The sequence below is a fragment of the Methylocapsa palsarum genome, from assembly GCF_900114285.1.
GTDB classification, from domain to species: Bacteria; Pseudomonadota; Alphaproteobacteria; order Rhizobiales; family Beijerinckiaceae; genus Methylocapsa; species Methylocapsa palsarum.
Genome location: NZ_FOSN01000004.1, coordinates 222,249 through 239,211 on the forward strand (window position 1 = coordinate 222,249; position 16,963 = coordinate 239,211).

At 56.7% G+C, this 16,963-nt stretch carries 16 protein-coding genes and 1 pseudogene; 6 read left to right on the forward strand and 11 right to left on the reverse strand.

What is annotated here, in order from left to right:
* Positions 1-5 precede the first annotated feature (5 nt).
* From BM177_RS06765 to BM177_RS06775, 3 genes are all read right to left on the reverse strand, one after another.
* Positions 6-911, reverse strand: coding sequence for a transporter substrate-binding domain-containing protein (locus BM177_RS06765; protein WP_091680360.1), 906 nt, complete (start codon positions 909-911; stop codon positions 6-8).
* Between the two features lie 319 nt (positions 912-1,230).
* Complete coding sequence (locus BM177_RS06770; protein WP_091680205.1) at positions 1,231-1,965, reverse strand: TVP38/TMEM64 family protein; 735 nt, start codon at positions 1,963-1,965, stop codon at positions 1,231-1,233.
* 247 nt (positions 1,966-2,212) lie between these two features.
* Positions 2,213-3,616, reverse strand: coding sequence for a pyridoxal-phosphate dependent enzyme (locus BM177_RS06775; protein ID WP_091680207.1), 1,404 nt, complete (start codon positions 3,614-3,616; stop codon positions 2,213-2,215).
* A gap of 511 nt (positions 3,617-4,127) precedes the next feature.
* On the opposite strand from BM177_RS06775, the gene BM177_RS06780 reads away from it, so the two are divergent.
* Positions 4,128-5,249: a diguanylate cyclase domain-containing protein gene (locus BM177_RS06780; protein ID WP_175492521.1), complete on the forward strand. Its 1,122-nt coding sequence runs from the start codon at positions 4,128-4,130 to the stop codon at positions 5,247-5,249.
* A gap of 62 nt (positions 5,250-5,311) precedes the next feature.
* Positions 5,312-5,965, forward strand: coding sequence for a TetR/AcrR family transcriptional regulator (locus BM177_RS06785; protein ID WP_244532173.1), 654 nt, complete (start codon positions 5,312-5,314; stop codon positions 5,963-5,965).
* 186 nt (positions 5,966-6,151) lie between these two features.
* Here BM177_RS06785 and asd read toward each other — a convergent pair whose 3' ends face one another.
* Positions 6,152-7,021 carry an archaetidylserine decarboxylase gene (gene asd, locus BM177_RS06790; protein WP_091680212.1) on the reverse strand — a complete coding sequence of 290 codons (870 nt, stop codon included), beginning with the start codon at positions 7,019-7,021 and terminating at the stop codon, positions 6,152-6,154.
* A 32-nt stretch (positions 7,022-7,053) separates the two neighbouring features.
* Here asd and BM177_RS06795 point away from each other — a divergent pair, with 32 nt between their 5' ends.
* Positions 7,054-8,718, forward strand: a complete 1,665-nt coding sequence (locus BM177_RS06795) for an aminotransferase class III-fold pyridoxal phosphate-dependent enzyme (RefSeq protein WP_091680215.1) — start codon at positions 7,054-7,056, stop codon at positions 8,716-8,718.
* Positions 8,719-8,763: 45 nt separating this feature from the next.
* Here the strand turns inward: BM177_RS06795 and BM177_RS06800 are convergent, their stop codons facing one another.
* The 3 genes from BM177_RS06800 to BM177_RS06810 all read right to left on the reverse strand — a co-directional run bounded on the left by BM177_RS06800 (position 8,764) and on the right by BM177_RS06810 (position 11,317).
* Positions 8,764-9,372, reverse strand: coding sequence for a hypothetical protein (locus BM177_RS06800; protein WP_091680218.1), 609 nt, complete (start codon positions 9,370-9,372; stop codon positions 8,764-8,766).
* A 173-nt stretch (positions 9,373-9,545) separates the two neighbouring features.
* Complete coding sequence (locus tag BM177_RS06805) at positions 9,546-10,220, reverse strand: class I SAM-dependent methyltransferase (protein ID WP_091680220.1); 675 nt, start codon at positions 10,218-10,220, stop codon at positions 9,546-9,548.
* A gap of 68 nt (positions 10,221-10,288) precedes the next feature.
* Positions 10,289-11,317: a glycosyltransferase family 4 protein gene (locus BM177_RS06810; RefSeq protein WP_091680222.1), complete on the reverse strand. Its 1,029-nt coding sequence runs from the start codon at positions 11,315-11,317 to the stop codon at positions 10,289-10,291.
* 535 nt (positions 11,318-11,852) lie between these two features.
* Between BM177_RS06810 and BM177_RS06815 the strand changes: the two are divergent.
* Positions 11,853-12,050: pseudogene (locus tag BM177_RS06815) on the forward strand (hypothetical protein); the annotation flags it as partial.
* Positions 12,051-12,235: 185 nt separating this feature from the next.
* On the opposite strand, the gene trxB reads toward BM177_RS06815, so the two are convergent.
* Positions 12,236-13,216: a thioredoxin-disulfide reductase gene (trxB, locus tag BM177_RS06820; protein WP_091680228.1), complete on the reverse strand. Its 981-nt coding sequence runs from the start codon at positions 13,214-13,216 to the stop codon at positions 12,236-12,238.
* A gap of 234 nt (positions 13,217-13,450) precedes the next feature.
* Between trxB and BM177_RS06825 the strand changes: the two genes are divergently transcribed.
* Positions 13,451-13,858 carry a GtrA family protein gene (locus tag BM177_RS06825; protein ID WP_244532174.1) on the forward strand — a complete coding sequence of 136 codons (408 nt, stop codon included), beginning with the start codon at positions 13,451-13,453 and terminating at the stop codon, positions 13,856-13,858.
* 154 nt (positions 13,859-14,012) lie between these two features.
* On the opposite strand, the gene BM177_RS06830 is transcribed toward BM177_RS06825, so the two are convergent.
* Genes BM177_RS06830 through hisD form a run of 3 tightly spaced genes read right to left on the reverse strand, consistent with a single transcriptional unit; the run spans position 14,013 to position 16,296 of the window.
* Positions 14,013-14,468, reverse strand: coding sequence for an arsenate-mycothiol transferase ArsC (locus BM177_RS06830; RefSeq protein WP_091680231.1), 456 nt, complete (start codon positions 14,466-14,468; stop codon positions 14,013-14,015).
* Between the two features lie 41 nt (positions 14,469-14,509).
* The gene (locus BM177_RS06835) at positions 14,510-14,998 is read right to left on the reverse strand and encodes a UPF0262 family protein (protein WP_091680233.1); all 489 of its coding nucleotides are present in this window, start codon (positions 14,996-14,998) and stop codon (positions 14,510-14,512) included.
* Positions 14,995-16,296 (reverse strand): histidinol dehydrogenase, encoded by a 1,302-nt coding sequence (hisD, locus tag BM177_RS06840; RefSeq protein WP_091680236.1) that lies wholly within the window; start codon positions 16,294-16,296, stop codon positions 14,995-14,997. The genes BM177_RS06835 and hisD overlap by 4 nt, the downstream gene beginning before the upstream one ends.
* 108 nt (positions 16,297-16,404) lie before the next feature.
* Between hisD and BM177_RS19465 the strand changes: the two genes are divergently transcribed.
* Positions 16,405-16,963 (forward strand): hypothetical protein (locus tag BM177_RS19465; protein ID WP_139223541.1); only part of this gene is annotated, 559 nt, incomplete at its 3' end.

Consider the following 16,963-nt stretch of genomic DNA (forward strand, 5'->3'; position numbering starts at 1 on the left):
ACAAGCTACCCACCGACTTTGAAAAAGGCAGGAAAGTAGCGCCGGACGCCGGTGTAATATTTGTCGACCAATTTATCATAGTCGCCTTCTTCGCGCAGCCGCCTCAGGTAGCGATTGAAGGCGTCACGCAGTTCGGGAGAGCCTGTCGGGAACGCCGCCGCAAGCACCTGCTCGGGCGAGATCGGCCCAAGCACCTTGATCTGACCGGCCCATTTCTGCATGTCGAGGATGACGTCAGGAACATCGAGAAGGGTGAATTCGGCCTCCTTGTTCAGCAGAGCCGGGACCATCTCATTGAGATTGGTGCTACGGATATAGGAACGCAAATCGAGGCCCTTCCCCTTCAGGTCATAGTTCGCCGGGTCGAGGCATGTACGTTCCATCACCAGCAAGCTGTGGCCGCCAATCAACTGCTTGGTCTCGATGATGTCCTGTGTGAGGTTCGAACTGCCCTTGATAGGCGCGTAGGGCGAAGCGGCGCGCGCGACGAGCAGCACTTGCGAAGGGAAAGTTGGGTCGGAGTACAATACCACCTGCTTGCGCCAGGGGAGAACGGTGAAACCCGTCGCGATCATATCGCCGCGGACCGGGAATTCCCCTGTCAATGTGACGGCGCCGTTTTGATTGACGACGTCGTGACCGAGAAGGTCGCGTAAAACAGTATAGAAATCTGTATAAACTAATGTATAGCGAACGCCGATCTCGTGAGCAAATCCGCGAACCAGATCGACATCAAACCCGTCACCGTCGCCCGTGACGAAATTGGCGTACCTGATGCCGAGATGACGGATTTCTCCGCGGGCCTGAATATCCTTCAGGTCGGCGGCCCAACCAAGCGATGTTCCGAGCGAGACGCAGAAGACGATCGCGGCGATAGAGCTTCGCCAGACGCGGCGGATTGAAAAACGCATTCGATTTTCACACATGATTGGAAGTCGCTGAAATTGCTGCATCGGCTGTTCCTGCATGCCTGATTGCAGGTCGGATTGCCGCCACATTGCAATGAAGCATCGAGAAAAAACACAATGTATATTCAATTTTTGAAACATCAAGGTAATATAGCTTCGCTCCAATATGAAGTAGATAACAGTTAATGTTTATTATCATTCATTACTATAAAGCCCATGACGCACCGACTCTCGCCCGATTATAGAAATCCAGATGGTCGCGGAAACGCCTATATTTTAGAACGCTCGTGCCTCCTTTTTAGGCGCCAGGACAATTGTTTCGCTAAAGTGAATGGCCGGCCGGCGCCGACTCGACCGGCGGCGTAGGCTTTTCCTCTGCGATGCCGGCCTGAATGGCCTTCAACGATTGGAGAGCGATTTTAACGGGTTGCAGAAAGCCGACGAGCGAGATGACGCCGAGAAGGAAAAATGCGGCCACTACGTCGGTCGAATAGAGAATCGAAGCATCCAGATGACCATACAGCCGTCCGGCTGCGATCGTGTAAATGGCAATCAAAGGCAATGTTCCGAGGAAGGTCGTCAGCGCGACCATCCCAATCCCGACATCGACTGCGCTACAAAACAGCGTGATCAGCGGATTCGGCAACCACGGCGAGGATCGTAACAGAAGCAGGGTCATAAAAACGTTCTTGATCTCCACGGAGCGCAGCGCGGCGTTCTGCGGGATGGCGCGGCGGAAAAAACAAAAGGCGGCCACCGAGCCTGCAGTAGTGGCCAGCCCCGCCAGGAACATCCCTTCATAAGCGCCGAAGAAAAACCCAAAGGCTAGATAAAACAATGGCGCAGCTGGAATAGACAAAAAAATGCAGACGGCCGACAGGAAGAACAATGCAATCGCCAGAAGGGGTATTGGGATCCAGGCCGTCAGTCCTTCGGAGCCGCCCGACGCGAAAAGATGCGCCCGGATTTCAGCGTTGTACATGTAATAAATCAATATTCCGACAAGCACAGCCACGACATACGCCAACTGGGCCAGAGGCAGATTTTTTGAGCTCATGCGGGGATCTCACTTGAGCAAGTTTCAAATGCGGCTGATTAAAAGGGGCCGAACCGACGACGGATAATAAATTTTGATTATGAACCGCAATGCTGGAAAAATGATATAATTTTATTGGAAATAACGCAAGCATAAGCGGTCTCTCCGAGAGAAAACCTTGGCGAGTTCGGAGCTGTGATTGATTGGGCAGCTTGTTGGCGCCGATCGCCCCCCGGGCGGCGCGCCTCAAAACCCGGCAGACGAACGTTCAGGTGAAAAGGCGACTCTGAACGTCTTCGGGGAGATATTTTGCCCAGGCGTCGTCTTGAGGAAGGATGGTTTCGAAAGGAAAACGTTGATAAGTATTCCAAAAAAGGATCCGCTTATTCTTCAGCAGGCCCCTTTCAGCGAAACTGCCAAGCGTATCAAACGCCTTGGCTGAAAAAGTCCCATCCAAGACGAGACCAAGATCATTGGCGAGGCCGGCGCGCTCGGCCACGCGCTTGTTCATCTTGCCGTAGGCCGGAAGCCAAGTCTCGTTGTCATAGAAAAGTCGGCCTTTCAGGATTTTCGCAGGCGTGATATCGTCCTCGACGAGGCCGAGCTTCCTGGCCCACGGCAACGATTCCTCCAGGAGGTGGCAGGCATGCGCGATATCGAAGGGCGCGCCGATATCGCCATTCACCACGAGTTTCGCCAGAGAACTCTTGTCCTGAGAACAGGTGACAACAACGCGTGTTGGCCATCCGAGAAGATAAAACCCAAGGGCCAACCCCATGGCGGTGCCGCCGGTGCCGATGGGGAGGAACACATAATCCGGGTAACGGTTCAGTTCGCAGGAACCGCTTTCGATCTGCTGCGCAAGCTCCATCGCGGCCTCGACATGCCCGAGCACGGACAAGGGGGATGATCCGCCCGGATCGATATATCCTTCTGCGCTGCGCTTGGTCGTTTGATTCATCAGACTGAGCATCTTGATGGACACGCCGACGACGGCGTCGCCTTGCATAAAATTGAGCGTCACGCCGGTAGCGGAAAGCAGGCGAAGCTTGGTGACGACATTCTCCGTGATGGCCTGCGGGTAGAGGTTAAGCACGACGTCCATGCCCTCGGATCTAGGCCCCGAATGGAATTCCGCAAACCGGCCGGTCAACGCGAGGTGCGCACAATGATTGCTGCCGTAGGCGCCGTGCGAATAGATTTTCCGCACCCCGCTGTAATGCAGGTTTGGCAACAGAAATTCATATTTTCGCACTTTATTGCCGTAAATTGCGACAAGATCGCTGCCCTCATCCTTGATAAAAAGCTGCTCGACGCCGGCAAGGCTCTGGAGTTCGCGATTGGCGCGGAAGATGACGCTCGGGCGTTCAAACATCGGAGCCCACGGGATCACCGCACGGCTTCCGATGGTGAATTCACGCTCCCCAAGCCGCCCCTCGGTGGGCGCCGATTCGAACCCTATGCCGGGTTTGAAAGCATTTGCGATCTGGAGTTTATGAGACGTCGCCTCGCCATATTGCACCCACGGGAACCGCTCTGCCAGGGCAGGCGCGGTTTCTGCATTGGCTCTGAATTGAGGCAGCGCTGGCCCGGTGAGCGCGTTCACCCCATGGCCAAGGGCCTGTTCGGGCCAATAGGATGCTATTTCGCCGACGCCAAAAGCAGCCGCCAATGACGCTGAGCCCGTGAGCAATCGGCGGCGAGAGAGGATGGCCGAGCACACTACGAAACAATCCCTTCTTTGCCTTTGGCTTCACAGAAATCCAGTCGGCCACCGCTTTTCATTGGCAACTTGCGCCTGCGGAAGCCAATTCTTGCGTACCCGCTGCGACGCTAGAGATTTAAATATCAAATAACGCATTTTAATATATGTTAGATATCACAAATAGCATACATCAATTACTTCCACTTTTGTATTCTTTTTGATTATGTAATTGTGAGCGCGGCCCCGCTCTGATTAACATTTAGGCTCTAACTGCGCAACTCGCATTAATTAACTCACGAACGTGGTAATTTCGAACCTCGCCGAGACGCTAAGGACAAGCGCAAGCTTAACAAGTTTCGAGGATTAATCCATGCGCTTAGTTTAGGCGCCAATTTTACTTAGAGTCTAAAATGTTATATGGAAAAAATCGACAGACCGTGGTTAGAAATCCATAATGGATGTTTGTTATGAGGATTTCATGAAAGCGCTTGATCAGATCATTGAGCATGCAGAAAAGGGCGATGCCGACGCGCAATTCATCCTCGGCTCCTTTTACGACGAGGGGTTCGGCCTAGGTCGGGACCATAGCGAAAGCGTCCGCTGGCTCAAAATGGCGGCCGCGCAAGGTCACGCCGCCGCACAATGTTCAATTGGATATAATTATGCCGTCGGTCATGGCGCTCCGCAAGATTATGTTCTGGCTCGTGAATGGCTTCGCGCTGCCGCCGATAAGAATTTTGCGAAAGCTCAGTTCAATCTTGGCCTGATGTGTTTCAATGGTCTCGGCGCGCCAAGAGATTGCGCCGAAGCGGCGATGTGGCTGCAAAAAGCCGCGGATCAGTCTCATGCCGACGCGCAGGTTCTCCTCGGGTCGCTCTTCATCGACGGCGCCGGGGTGGCGAAGGATTATGCAGAGGCCTCCCGATGGCTTCAAAAAGCTGCCGAACAGGGCCACACAGGCGCTGAAACAGTCCTTAAGCATTTGTCGGTGAATAACTTATCGGCGCTCGCGCCGGCAAGGACCGAAGTCGAAGCAGGCGTCGACGCGCGGCCTGACGGCGAAGTCGGGTTTTTGAACGAGCGAGACGCTGTCACCGGAATTCTGAATCGTACCGCGATGTTGCAGGCCCTGCAGGCAGAGATCAATCGCGTTCGCGCTCGTGAGCACGTAATGACCGGCGGCCTCGCGCTGATTTTCATTGGCTTGGGCGAACTCCCGTCGTCGAGCAACGGGACCGGGCCAACCTGTCAGGATGCAGTGCTCTGTGGCCTTTCGGATCGGCTAGCGGAGAACCTGCGCCGTTCGGACAGCCTTGGCCGTATGGGCCGCGAGGAATTTGCGGTTTGCGCGCCTGGCGCGACGCTGCCGAACGCCACGGCGCTCGCCCAGCGGCTGCACAAGGCGGTGGCGGCGGAATTGTTCGATACGCCGGCGGGACCGGCGGCCGTAACCGTGCATATCGGCGTCGCCGCTTTTCAGGCGGGAGATTCCGTGGCGAGCCTTGTGGACAGGGCGCAGGCGTCAATGTCTTCGGCAAGACAGGCTCACGCTGACAAATTGGTGCCATTCGACGCCCTGCCGCCTCGCCGTCGATATTGACGCGCGGCCAGCTGGCCGCCAGCTGAACTCTACTGGCCCTGCGGCGACCGCGCGCGACTGAAATGTATTTTCTTTATACAGATTGTCGTGATCTCTTTTTTCGTTTCACCAATCAGGACGTTGACATGAGAGCTCCTGCGAACCTCAAGTCCAAGGACACGACTCTCGATATAGTCGGAGTCGCCGAGCGTCTGTATGATCAGATTGGATTTCAAAAGACGACGGTCGCGGACATCGCGCGCGAACTGAGTATGTCTCCAGCCAACGTCTATCGCTTCTACGCCGCGAAATCCGGGATCAATGAGGCGGTCGCCCGAAAATTGCTCACAGAAATCGAAGCGGCGATTAACAACGTCGTGGAACAAAAGAAGTCTGCGAATGAGAAGTTACGCGCCTTTTTCGAAGCGATCGAGAAGTCTCATTTACAGCGCTTCGCGTTAAATCGAAAACTCCACGAGTTGTTGGTGAAAGCTTACGATGAAGACTGGCAGATATTGCGTCCACATCACCAGGTCGTGCACAACGCGTTAGCAGAGATCATATCTCAGGGTAATCGCGAAGGCGTTTTTAACGTCGGCGATTGCGCTGAAGCTGCAACACAAGTTCGTACTGCCTGTATCCGATTTTGTCATCCGCGACTCATCGTCGAGTTCGCACAGGACGCGAAGCCGACCCTCGATCAAATGGTTGATCTCTTCATTCGCGCTCTCGCTTGAAATCGAGGCGCTTCAAGACGACGCGCTCATGCGTCGCTGACACGGCGGCTTAGGGCGCGACCTACAGCCCCCCCCTCTAATGATATGGGCTGCGGAGCCCCGTCCATCGCAATTAGCTGACGGGCCGGCAGAGCCATAGTCAGGCCGAATGGCGCGCGCCAACAGCAGACGCCTGAAGCAAGGTCGTCAAGGCAGCCGCATCAAACATTCTCCCATCCGGATACGAGCGCCTTCCCGCACGCCTTCGCACAACTCGAACCCCTTGGGCGCGAAGACGATGATCGTGGATCCATGTTGAAACCAGCCCATTTCCTCGCCCTTGCGGAATTTGACCGCGCACGAAAAAATGTTGGGTCCGCCGTACCTGAGATTGAGTAGGACATCGATGAAATGAAACCTCATGCTCGCCACGAGGATCGCTGCGACCGGCGCCAAGGTGATCACATGGCTTGTCGAAGCCAGCCGGGTCTGAATCACCGCACGTTCATTTTTGCAGAACAACTTCTCGACCCGTCTTAAAGCGATCGGATTAACGTTCCAGGTGTCTCCCGAGATATATGTCAGGCGATCAACGATACAATCGTGCGGCGCATGAAAACGGTGATACATGCTGGACATCAGCCGCAGCGTGACGTATTGCCCATTGTGGTAGAGTTCCGTGAGGCTGCGATCGCAAAGCAATTCGCCAAGCGTATATGAAAATCCTTTGATTTGAAGGAGCTCATCGCCAACGATCGAACCACATGCGCCAACGATCGCATCACACGGACTGACAAGAGTATTTACATCCTGGTCGATTGGCCGAACGCCCTCCTTAAGCTCTCTGGTGAAACAATCATGCATACTTTTGAATTTTTCCTGTTTCGCCTCGCTTAGATCCAGATCGGAAAACAGGCGCCAAATCCAGATCGATGCATCACGCACCAACGGCTGTTCGATCTGGCTGTACCACCCCATGAATTCGGTCGCGAACCGCCTGGGTATCCTGTTCGTCAGCAGAAAATTCAAATCTTCCTGGCGAGAAAGTTTTGCGAGCAGCCGTCTGACTATCTTCATGAGTTAATTCTACCCCGGTAGGCGTGAAGTCCATGGAAACATATACAAAACTCGGTCTCTACACATTCGGCGCCGCCGCTGCGGGCGTCGTCTTGATGAAATTGAAGGCTCGCCTGGACTTGTCCAAGGCCAAGCATCGTTCAATCGCTGGCCACGCTAGAATGGGACGTCGCCTCGCCCAGTTCATCCCGTACTATGAATATGGTGAAGATCGCTTCTTTACCTCGGACAATCCCCCAAAGGAAATCGAAGCTTTGAGACGCTCAGGCTTCGCGCGGCTATCGGCGCTCTACCATCTCAAATTTAAGAACACCACACACCTGACATCGGAAATCAAAAATTCAATTTCGGATGTCCAGTTCACCGACGCCTATCGAACTCCTTTTCAATACAGCCGCTACGCCCACGAACATCTCAACTCCGGCGCCTTCGCGCAATCTTCCTCCGGAGTGATGCTGACCGATCTCGACGGCAATCAGTCCTATGACCTGACAGGATCGTATGGCGTCAACGTTCTAGGGTACGATTTTTACAAGGAATGCATAGACCAAAGCAACAAGCGTATGCGCGAACTCGGCCCTGTGCTCGGCTCCTATCATCCGGCGATTGTCTATAACGTCAGGAGACTCAAGCAGATTTCCGGACTGGATGAAATTTCCTTTCATATGTCTGGGACTGAAGCGGTCATGCAGGCCGTGCGACTTGCGCGCTATCACACCCGCAGGACGCATCTGGTGCGCTTTTGCGGCGCTTACCATGGATGGTGGGGCGACGTTCAACCGGGAATCGGGAACCCTTCGCCAGCGAACGAAACGTACACGTTGAAGGACATGTCCGACGATTCACTCCGAGTGCTTCGCACGCACCGGAACATCGCCTGCGTGTTGATCAATCCTTTGCAAGCCCTACATCCAAACGCCGGCGCAGCCGCCGATTCTGCGCTTGCCGACAGTTCGCGCGGCGCTCATTTCGATCGCGAGGCCTACCGAAACTGGTTGAAACGCGTGCGCGACGTCTGCACCGAACGCGGCATCGTTCTGATCTTCGACGAGGTCTTCGTCGGCTTTCGCCTCGCGCCCGGCGGCGCGCAGGAATATTTCGGGGTGCGAGCCGACCTTGTCACCTACGGCAAGACGCTTGGCGGCGGCCTCCCTGTCGGGGCGGTGTGCGGCCGCGCGCACTTGATGAAGCGTTTCCGCGACGACCGGCCGCTGGATGTCTGCTTTGCTCGCGGCACCTTCAACTCCCATCCCTACGTGATGGGCGCCATGCAAGAGTTCCTGACCCGGATCGAGACCCCGGAAATTTCCAGGCTCTACGAAAATCTAGACCAAACCTGGAATCGCCGCGCCGAAATGCTAAACCAGCGGCTTCGGGATGAGGATCTTCCCGTCCAGGTGGCGAATATGTCCACGATCTGGACGGTGAGCTATACACGACCGGCCCGATACAATTGGATGCTACAGTACTATCTGCGCGCCGAAGGCCTGTCATTAAGTTGGGTCGGAACCGGCCGTCTGATCTTCAGCCTCAACTATTCCGAGGAGGATTTCCAGAGGGTCGCCGACCTCTTCGTGACGGCCGCCAGGACCATGCAGCAAGATGGATGGTGGTGGAGTGATTCTTCGACGACCAACAAAGCAATCAGGCGTCAAATCCTGCGGGAAATGATCGCCAGCCGCTTCGGCTTTCGTTGAGGGCCGACCAGAATCACAGCCTGATCAGCGCGCTTCCAGTAAATATCAGACGTGTTGTTCCGGCGTCATCGTGTCGAACAATTCTCCACGCAGCAAGTAGAGCGGCGCCATATGGTATAGCTTAATGTCGTGGAACGGATCTGTCAGGATTTTCGTCACCCAGGCGAGCCCCGTCTGAACATCCTTGATGATGAAGAGCTGCACGGTCCTGAAGATGAGCGCAGCGGCCGCGATGAACAGCCACACCACCGCCACGTGCCGGATAAATTCTCCGACGCCGTCCGGAGCGTCGAAAATACCGAACAAGGTGGGATTAAAGTAGAGGACAAACGGCGAAGCCGCCCAGACGGACATGAGAACAACCTTCCGTTTCAGGTTGTAGCCGACCTTGACTTCTTCCTTGTATTCATAGGTAGCGTGGTTGACGTTGTCATACTCTTTCGGCTCGAAAAAAAAATGGCCGATCTGGCGCGTGCACATCGCCGCGAGCCAGCCCGCCAAAGCCGCCGCCACCGGGTCGGTAAAAACGAGCACGTAGGTGCACACGAAGCTAACCGCACTAAAGAGATGCAGCGCCTGATTGATGCGGCTTTGGTGATAATAACGATGATCGTCCCATCGCTGAGTTCTCAGAACCTCAAGAAAACTACTCATAGTCCTCCCCTCTTTGGTTTAGGGTTTGCAAGATTATCTAGTCTACGGGTCAACTGTGACAGTTCCCCAACAATGGCGCGCAAAACGTCAAGCGCATTTGTCGTCTCGCGGCGCAACGGGAGTCGGCGTGATAAGAATAAGCCGCGTCCCGAAGCGTCGCGTAAGGCAACGACTCACGCGGCGCGGATTTCATGCGCGACAGCGTCAGGTTCTCTCTTGCCGAAGCGAATCAGCGAGAAGTGGCCGAAAGGCGCCATCGGCAGATGCTCCATCACCGTGACGTCGTTTCGCCGCGCGACCCAACGCTCGTAGCGTGACCACGGAAATTCGAGACGCCAACCAATCCGGCGCGTGATTGGAGTCAGGGCCTGCTCCACAATCCGCCTCGGCCCGCTGTCGGCGCCGACGCGGCTGATCAGGACGATTTCGCCACCAGGCTTAAGCAATCGCATGAATTCGTCCAATGTGCCTTCCGGATCCGGTACGGTGGTCACCACCAGCTGAGCGACAATGACGTCGAACGAATTGTCGGCGAACGCCATTTTACTGGCGTCCATGACCGCAAGCCCTTCGACATTCGCATAGCCCATCTCCGTCACGCGGATCTGAGCCTTGCGAAGCATGGGCTCGGAGATGTCGACGCCGACAAGGCGAGTGGATTTGGAATAGAAGGGCAAGGAAATTCCGGTGCCGATTCCGACTTCAAGAATGGAGCCGCCAACAGCTTCCGCGGCCGCGATCCCCGCGCGCCTCGCGCTCTTGAACACCTCGCCGAAAACGAGATCGTAAACCGGGGCCCAAAGCCGATAGGCCGTTGCAATCGACGTGTTGCTAACATCCGTTCCCATTCTGCCTCCCGCCCCCTATTTTGGAGCATGCGCCAAATTTTGGTCTTTTCGAACTACCTGAGCGACGTCTACGCGACGCGCGGCTTGCGCGCCTTGCCGATCACAACCTTCTTGATATGTCCGATGAATTGCATTGCGCTTTTGTCCCACGAGCGGGTCAGCGCGAAGGCGCGGCAGGCGTCCCGCGAGACGTGAAGCGCTCCAAGACAGGCCGCGCGGAGATCATCACTCAGAACGCCTATCGGATTGGTTCCAACAACATCGCTCGGACCGGCGACAGGAAACGCGGCGATCGGAACGCCGCTCGCGAGGGCTTCGAGCTGCACAATGCCGAAGGTGTCCGTCTTGCTGGGAAATACAAACGCGTCAGCGGCGGCGACATGAGAAGCCAGTGCGGGATTTTCGAGCAATCCAAGGAATTTTGCGTCCGGAAACTTCTTCCGCAACTCTCCTTCCAGCGGACCTTCGCCGATCACGACCTTTGAGCCGGGCAGGTCGAGCGAGAGAAACGCCTCGAGATTTTTCTCGACGGCGATGCGGCCGACGTTAAGGAAAATCGGCCGCGGCAGACCAAGATCGATCGAATGCTGAGGGTTGAACGCCTCGGTGTCGACCCCCCGGGTCCAAAGACCTAGATTTATGAACCCACGCTGCGTGAGTTCTGTCATCAGCGACGGCGTCGACACCATAGTAACGGTGGCGGTGGAATGAAATCTCCGGAGCAGCGCATATGTCCAGCTTTCGGGGATCGACAGGCGCGCGGAAATATATTCCGGAAACTTGGTCATGTAGCTGGTGGTGAATGGCAACTTGTTTCGCATACAATAGCTTCGAGCGGCGAAGCCAATGGGTCCCTCGGTCGCGATGTGAATCGCATCCGGCGCGGCTGCCTCGATGCGTCGCGCGACCTCCCGGCGCCCCGGTAACGCCACGCGCAGGCCTGGATCGGTTGGCAGCGGAACAGAAGGAAATCCCTGTGGAGAAAGAAACTCTATAGAGACTCCGAGGCTTCGCGCACTCTGCGCGAGCGAAGTCAGCGTTCGAACCACGCCATTGACCTGCGGATGCCAAGCGTCCGTTGCGACCAGAACTTTCATCAATCCGAACCCGCCCCACCTGTGATTGTTCGGCGGCGAAGCGAATGGCGCCGGCGCAGAGTTTGGCGAAGAACCCGCTGGCCAACACAAGTCACAACAATAGCCGAGAGTATGGACTTTCCGGCGCTTCGCCTACCCAAGCGAGCAACGGTCGTCCTACCTTAGACAGAGCGGGATAATTGCAATTTCGTGTTTCATTCATGTGACGCTTGTCATTTATTGTGCGTATGTTCGGACAGGGAGCGACCGATCTACCTACTGCGCCTCTCTGTTAGGCGGGTGGTGGTCGTTGGCTTGTTTCGTCCACATCGTAGCTTGATGGGCTGCAGTCGCCGGCAGCGATCAAGTGGCGGCGCCGTATGGAAACGAAAGCAGAGGCCCGGCTTCTCGGGCCATCGAGCGCCGTGGTGCGTGCAGCATGCGGCGGGCTTAGAACCGGGCCGCTTTTTCCCTTATTTTTAAGGAACTTGTCTAAAGGCGGCCGGTTGTCGCGCAAGGCCGCGATCGGCGTGGCCCATTATAAAGGAACATGACGATGGCGAATGAACAGAACAATCGCGGCGGCGCTCACGAGCAACAGGTGAAGGCTGGCGAGCAGAGCCACAAGAATACGTCAGGGTCTTCGAAGGGGGAAGGCCGGGAACGCGCAAAAGGCGAGAACGAGACGGGTAGCGGCTCGACCCGCGGAGGCTCTCACGAGCAGCACGTGAAGAATGGGGAACAGAGCCATAAGGGCGGCTCTGGAAGCTCAAACCAGGGCGGCTCTCACGTCAAAGCCGGCGAGCAAAGCCACAAGAATCGATAGGCGCGTCAGAAATCAGGACAGGACGGGGGCTCCTCCTCCCCCGCCCGCCCGTCGCGGCCCCCGCCCTTGGGCTTTGCGCTGTGGTGTCAGCCCGCGGCGGCATGTCTCTTCAGCTATTGAGCGGCGATGGGAACGTCCGCCTGGGCCGCGAGCCATCGCTCAGCCTCCAGGGCCGCCATGCATCCCATCCCGGCTGCGGTGACCGCCTGCCTGTATATTTCGTCGGAGACGTCACCAGCGGCAAAGACCCCCGGCACATTGGTCGCGGTCGAATTTGGCGCGGTTACGATATATCCGTTCGGCTTGATCTCGAGCTGGCCCGCGAAAAGCTCGGAAGCCGGATGATGCCCGATGGCGACGAAAACGCCATGCGTTTCAATCTGGCGCAGGGCGTTCGTCTTGACGTTCCTCATACGAACATGCGTGACGCTCGGCGGATCTTCTGTTCCGAGGATTTCGTCGACGGCGTGATCCCAGATAAAGTCGACGTTTGGCAGTTTGAACAAGCGTTCCTGAAGGATTTTTTCCGCCTTGAAGGCGTCGCGCCGATGCACGATTGTGACCTTGCTCGCCAGATGGCTGAGGTACAACGCTTCTTCGACGGCCGAATTGCCGCCGCCGACGACGACGACAGGCTTCCCGCGGTAAAAGAAGCCGTCGCAGGTTGCGCATGCGGATACGCCATACCCTTTAAACTTGGCCTCAGATGGGCCGCCAAGCCATTTGGCCTTCGCGCCGGTCGCGATGACCAAGGAGTCGCAGGTATAGGCTGAGCCGCCGTCGCCTGTTAAAAGAAAAGGGCGCTGGGAGAGATCGACGGCGGCGATATGGTCCGACGCCATTTTTGCGCCAACATGCTCGGCCTGGGCCTTCATCTGCTCCATCAGCCAGGGCCCTTGAACCGGGGCGGCGAATCCGGGGTAATTCTCGACGTCGGTCGTAATCATGAGCTGGCCGCCGGGCTCAAAACCAGAGATCATGAGCGGCTCAAGCATCGCTCTCGCCGCATAGATCGCGGCCGTGTAGCCCGCCGGACCCGATCCGATGATGATCATCTTATGATGGGTAGGGCCAGTGGGAGAAACAGCGTTCATAGGGGCCTCATGTTCACGGAATCCAGACTTAAGGTGACGGCGGCTTGAGCCTGAGCGCGCCCGGAGAGCGCCTTGCTAGACGGCAAGATAAACCCTACGCTTGGTAAATGTCGCATTCGAGCGCCCGGACCGCCGGCCGCCAAGGCGCAGCATCCGCCCCGAGATGGCGCATGATCTGCCTCCTGCGGAAAGCTGCGCTCATCGAAATCCATTCCCTTTTCCTGGACGATACAAGTGACCGCCAAACGAGATCTTGATCTTAGCATAGGCCGCTTGTTCCGCCAGCTTACGACCTTCATCGGAGTGGGATTTGTCGCGACGGCGGTTCATTACGCCGTTTTGATCGGCCTGGTCGAACTCGGCGGCGTCGGCGCCGTCGTCGCGGCCCTGGCCGGCTTCACCGCCGGCGGCGTTGTGTCCTATATCTTCAATCGCCGCCATACGTTCGGATCCAATGCTCCGCATCAGCGGGCGATCCGGCGATTCGCGGTCGTGGCGATTGGCGGCTTCGGATTTACCTTTGTTTTCATGATGCTATTTATTGATTTTATAGGAATGCCGTATCTTTTGGCGCAAGCCATAACGACGTGTATTGTCATGTTCTGGAGCTTCGCCGCTCATCGAAACTATACGTTTGCGTAAACGGACGGCAGCGATCGTAGCCCGAGGCCCGCTCGCAAATCGCTCGAGCATATTCCGATCGGATTGAATCAATCCAATCGACAAGACTATGCTCAAACCTTTGATTCTGAAGGGTTTTCTGATCGATCGCATGATGTCATGCGATCGGAAAGCGTTAGAGATTTCCCATGGGGCGGTAATCCAGAAGCTTTTCAATCCGCTTCAGCAAGCCGTCGCGCACGGTGCGGTAAGCATCGAGAACTCGTTCGCGCGACCCTTCGACCGCGGTCGGATCGAGAGTCGGCCAGTAGGCGACGTCTGCGGCCAGGGTACGGGTAAATTCCAGCGCCTTGTGATGCGCCTCGGGTGAAAGAGTGACGATGAGGTCGAACGACGCATCCTCCAGATCCTCGAACGTATGAGGCCGGTGTTTGGACATGTCGATGCCGATTTCCTCCATCGTTTCGGCGACGAACGGGTCAATCTCGCCACGTTTCAACCCGGCCGACGCGAAATAGACCTGCGTTCCAAAAAAATGCCGGGCTAAAGCTTCGGCCATTGGAGAACGAACTGTATTCAGGGTACAGGCGAAAAGCACGGATTGCGGGCGGTCTTTCACCGCAGTCTTCATTGAAACGGCGCCTCGATGTCCTGCATCGCAGGCGTCACGTCTCAGCCTTTCCAATGCAAAGCGGCGACGAGCGTGAAAATCCGCCGCGCCGTATCTTTATCAAAATCTAGCTTGCCTTTCAGCCGCTCGATCAGGAGGTCCGCCGCTTCGTTATGGATCGCGCGCCGTCCCATGTCGATCGCTTCGATCTGCCCGGGCATCGCCGTCCTGATCGCGGCGTAATAGCTTTCGCAAATGAAGAAATAGTCTTTGAGAAGCCCGCGGAAGGGCGTCAGGGACAGAATATGCGCGACCAGCGGAGCGCCGGTCTCGTCGCCGACTTCCAAAGCCAGTTTGGCGTCCTGCAAGGCTATCTTCAAGGCGTAGGGGCCGGCGTCATGGCCTGGCAGGGAGAAGCAATTTTCTTCGAGCAGGTCATAGATCGCGATCTGTCGTTCGTGTTCCTTATCAGCCGTGCTGCGGCCGATCGAAGCCTCGTCAAGAGTAACCGCAACGAGCCGGTCGTTTGGTTTAGGTTCGGCGGCGCTCATGATGCTTGATCGCCCAGCCGGAGAGACACCGAGCGGGCGTGGGCGTCCAGCCCTTCGGCCCGGCCAAGCGTCACAGCCGCGGGACCTAGGCGCGCGAGGCCGGCGGCGGAGCACTTCAATATTGTGGTTCTTTTCATAAAATCGAGCACACTAAGTCCCGAGGAAAACCGCGCCGACCTGGCCGTCGGAAGGACATGATTCGACCCCCCGACGTAATCGCCGATCGCCTCGGGCGTGTGTGCGCCGATGAAGATCGCGCCGGCATTTTGAATCCCCTCGCTCAGCGATTCCGCATTCGCCGCCATGATTTCAAGGTGCTCCGGGGCGAGCTGGTTGGCTAGCGCGAGGCTGTCCTTGAGTTCCGGTACGACGATTACGGCGCCGAATTCGCTCCAGCTCGCCGCTGCGATCGCCTTTCGGGGCAGCGTCAAAAGCTGGCGCGCGACGGCTGCTTCAACGGCGTCGGCGAGCGCCGCGCTATCGGTGATGAGGATCGACTGGGCCGCCGCGTCGTGCTCGGCTTGAGCCAAGAGGTCCGCCGCAATCCATTCAGGTTCTGCGCTCGCGTCAGCAAGGATCAGAACTTCCGACGGGCCGGCGATCATGTCAATGCCAACGGTCCCGAAGACCCTCCGCTTGGCGGCCGCAACGTAAGCGTTCCCAGGGCCGACAATTTTTGCGACCGGCGAGATCGTCTGCGTGCCATAAGCCAGGGCCGCGATCGCCTGCGCGCCGCCGATCCTATAAATTTCGTCAACGCCCGCGAGTCTCGCCGCCGCAAAAACAAGCGGATTGATCTTCCCGTCGGGTGCCGGCACCACCATGACGACGCGCTTGACGCCCGCGACCTTGGCGGGCGCCGCATTCATCAAGACGGAAGAAGGATAGCTCGCGGTCCCTCCAGGGACATAGAGGCCGACCGAGTCGATCGGCAACCAGCGCCAACCCAAATCGATGCCGAGGGAATCGGTGAAACGCTCGTCCTTTGGTCGCTGCCGTTCGTGGAAGGCGACAATCCGGTCGCGGGCGAACCGGAGCGCGTCCAGCGCCTCCTGAGCACAGAGTTCGAGGGCCCGATCGATCTCCCATGTCGCCACCCGCAGGCCGACGCTCTCTAGATCCACCCGATCGAACGCCTTCGAATACGCCGCCAATGCAAGATCGCCTTTTGCGACGACGTCGGCGATGATCGCTTGAACCGCCTGATCAACATCCTCCGCCGACTCCCTCTTGGCTTGGAGGAGAGTTCTGAACGCTTCATTAAAACCGGGGCTTCCCGCATCCAGCCGCACCGGCATGAAACGCCTCCTTGTGTTTGCAGATCCTCATTGGCCTTTTCTGTTACCCGTCCTCTCCAAGAGTGGCAATTGGCTTAAGGGTCCAATGCGCAAACTCAGGCGGTTCCCGTGCTGATCTTGGGCAAGCCGAAGGATCAAGGATCGGCCGGGGAACCTCTATTCACCCCACAAGGCCAAATTGTCCGGAAAAATGGCAAAAAAAAAGCCCCTGCCCCGCAAAAGACGGGACAGGGGGCGCAATGTTTTTATTTTCTATTATTCGATTTATTACATCGCAATACCATCACGTTGCACAGATTGATTCATATCAATAATTCTATATTCTTATTTTTATTTACTTTGCGCCCCCAACGCAGCCGTGAGATCGTCAATTTTTTGTTCCAGTCTCCTTATTTCTCGCTGAAGGTCGCTGATGCGCCTCTCATATCCCTCGATCAACAGACGAATCCGAGCGTCGATGAGTGCCGCCATGGGCGGTTGCCGGTTGATCAACGCGGTCGAAACCGTACCTATGACACCGATGACGGCGCCCAATCCGCCGGCGCCAAGGGTAGTCCAGATATCTCCATTGCTTGTCCGTCGTCAGATGATTTGAGACAGTTTCAGGTTATTCGGAACGGAGGTTCTGGCTCATCGACATTAAAGGTTAAGCGGCCTGCAGTTGGTG

Excerpts from the sequence above, each read along its gene's own strand:
- BM177_RS06770 (WP_091680205.1), bottom strand. The coding sequence starts at position 1,965 with ATGAGCTCAAAAAATCTGCCTCTGGCCCAGTTGGCGTATGTCGTGGCT.
- BM177_RS06785 (WP_244532173.1), top strand. The coding sequence starts at position 5,312 with ATGTATTTTCTTTATACAGATTGTCGTGATCTCTTTTTTCGTTTCACC.
- BM177_RS06835 (WP_091680233.1), bottom strand. The coding sequence starts at position 14,998 with ATGAGCGCCGCCGAACCTAAACCAAACGACCGGCTCGTTGCGGTTACT.
- BM177_RS06765 (WP_091680360.1), bottom strand. The coding sequence starts at position 911 with ATGCGTTTTTCAATCCGCCGCGTCTGGCGAAGCTCTATCGCCGCGATC.
- BM177_RS06795 (WP_091680215.1), top strand. The coding sequence starts at position 7,054 with ATGGAAACATATACAAAACTCGGTCTCTACACATTCGGCGCCGCCGCT.
- hisD (WP_091680236.1), bottom strand. The coding sequence starts at position 16,296 with ATGCCGGTGCGGCTGGATGCGGGAAGCCCCGGTTTTAATGAAGCGTTC.
- BM177_RS06830 (WP_091680231.1), bottom strand. The coding sequence starts at position 14,468 with ATGAAGACTGCGGTGAAAGACCGCCCGCAATCCGTGCTTTTCGCCTGT.
- trxB (WP_091680228.1), bottom strand. The coding sequence starts at position 13,216 with ATGAACGCTGTTTCTCCCACTGGCCCTACCCATCATAAGATGATCATC.
- BM177_RS06780 (WP_175492521.1), top strand. The coding sequence starts at position 4,128 with ATGAAAGCGCTTGATCAGATCATTGAGCATGCAGAAAAGGGCGATGCC.
- BM177_RS06800 (WP_091680218.1), bottom strand. The coding sequence starts at position 9,372 with ATGAGTAGTTTTCTTGAGGTTCTGAGAACTCAGCGATGGGACGATCAT.
- BM177_RS06805 (WP_091680220.1), bottom strand. The coding sequence starts at position 10,220 with ATGGGAACGGATGTTAGCAACACGTCGATTGCAACGGCCTATCGGCTT.
- BM177_RS06810 (WP_091680222.1), bottom strand. The coding sequence starts at position 11,317 with ATGAAAGTTCTGGTCGCAACGGACGCTTGGCATCCGCAGGTCAATGGC.
- asd (WP_091680212.1), bottom strand. The coding sequence starts at position 7,021 with ATGAAGATAGTCAGACGGCTGCTCGCAAAACTTTCTCGCCAGGAAGAT.